The following is a 585-nucleotide window of genomic DNA, read 5'->3' on the forward strand; positions in this document are numbered from 1 at the left end:
AGAACAGCAGATAAGAAAATAGACGTTTCAGAAATGTTGCGCGTGTTTGGTGAGCCAATTTCTAAAAAACGTACTGAACGTTCAGTGAACACTGTCCAAAGTACACCTCTGAACAGTCAAAGTGTTCAGTACAATACGGACATTGAACACCTATTAGCGCTTGAAAAGCTCAAGAATGAACACCTCAGCCAACAGGTAAATGATCAAAAGAAGTTAATTGAAAATTATCAGCAGCAGATAGCACAGCTGAACAAAACGCTGGATAAAGCCAACGCCAGTATCCAGGATTTCGCACAAGTAAGACTGCTAGAGTTTAAGCAAGCTGAAATGAGCGATGAGCCGCTACTTGAACCAGAGCAAGAAAAAAAAGACGATTCAATCGTCGCGACGGCTAAGAAGAAAAAACGGTGGTTCTTTTGACTTTAACGGATATTTGAAAAAACATTAGTGTTTAATCTTTGGTAAATAGCTCTCTAAACCTTTATTGGGCTTGTTAAAACTTTCAGGCTCTCGTTGTATGATATTAATCATTTCGCGCTTAAATGCGTCAGTCTGCATTTTGCCGTCATAACTTAGGCTTGGATG

The 585-nt window shown here is 39.5% G+C and carries 1 protein-coding gene; it reads left to right on the forward strand.

Translation table 11 applies throughout. The features are described 5' to 3' along the window. Window positions 1–420: hypothetical protein (locus tag JFC08_RS13645; protein WP_198331114.1), on the forward strand; the 420-nt coding region annotated here is incomplete at its 5' end. Window positions 421–585 lie beyond the last annotated feature (165 nt).

The sequence above is a fragment of the Psychrobacter cibarius genome, from assembly GCF_016107535.1.
Classification (GTDB): Bacteria; Pseudomonadota; Gammaproteobacteria; order Pseudomonadales; family Moraxellaceae; genus Psychrobacter; species Psychrobacter cibarius.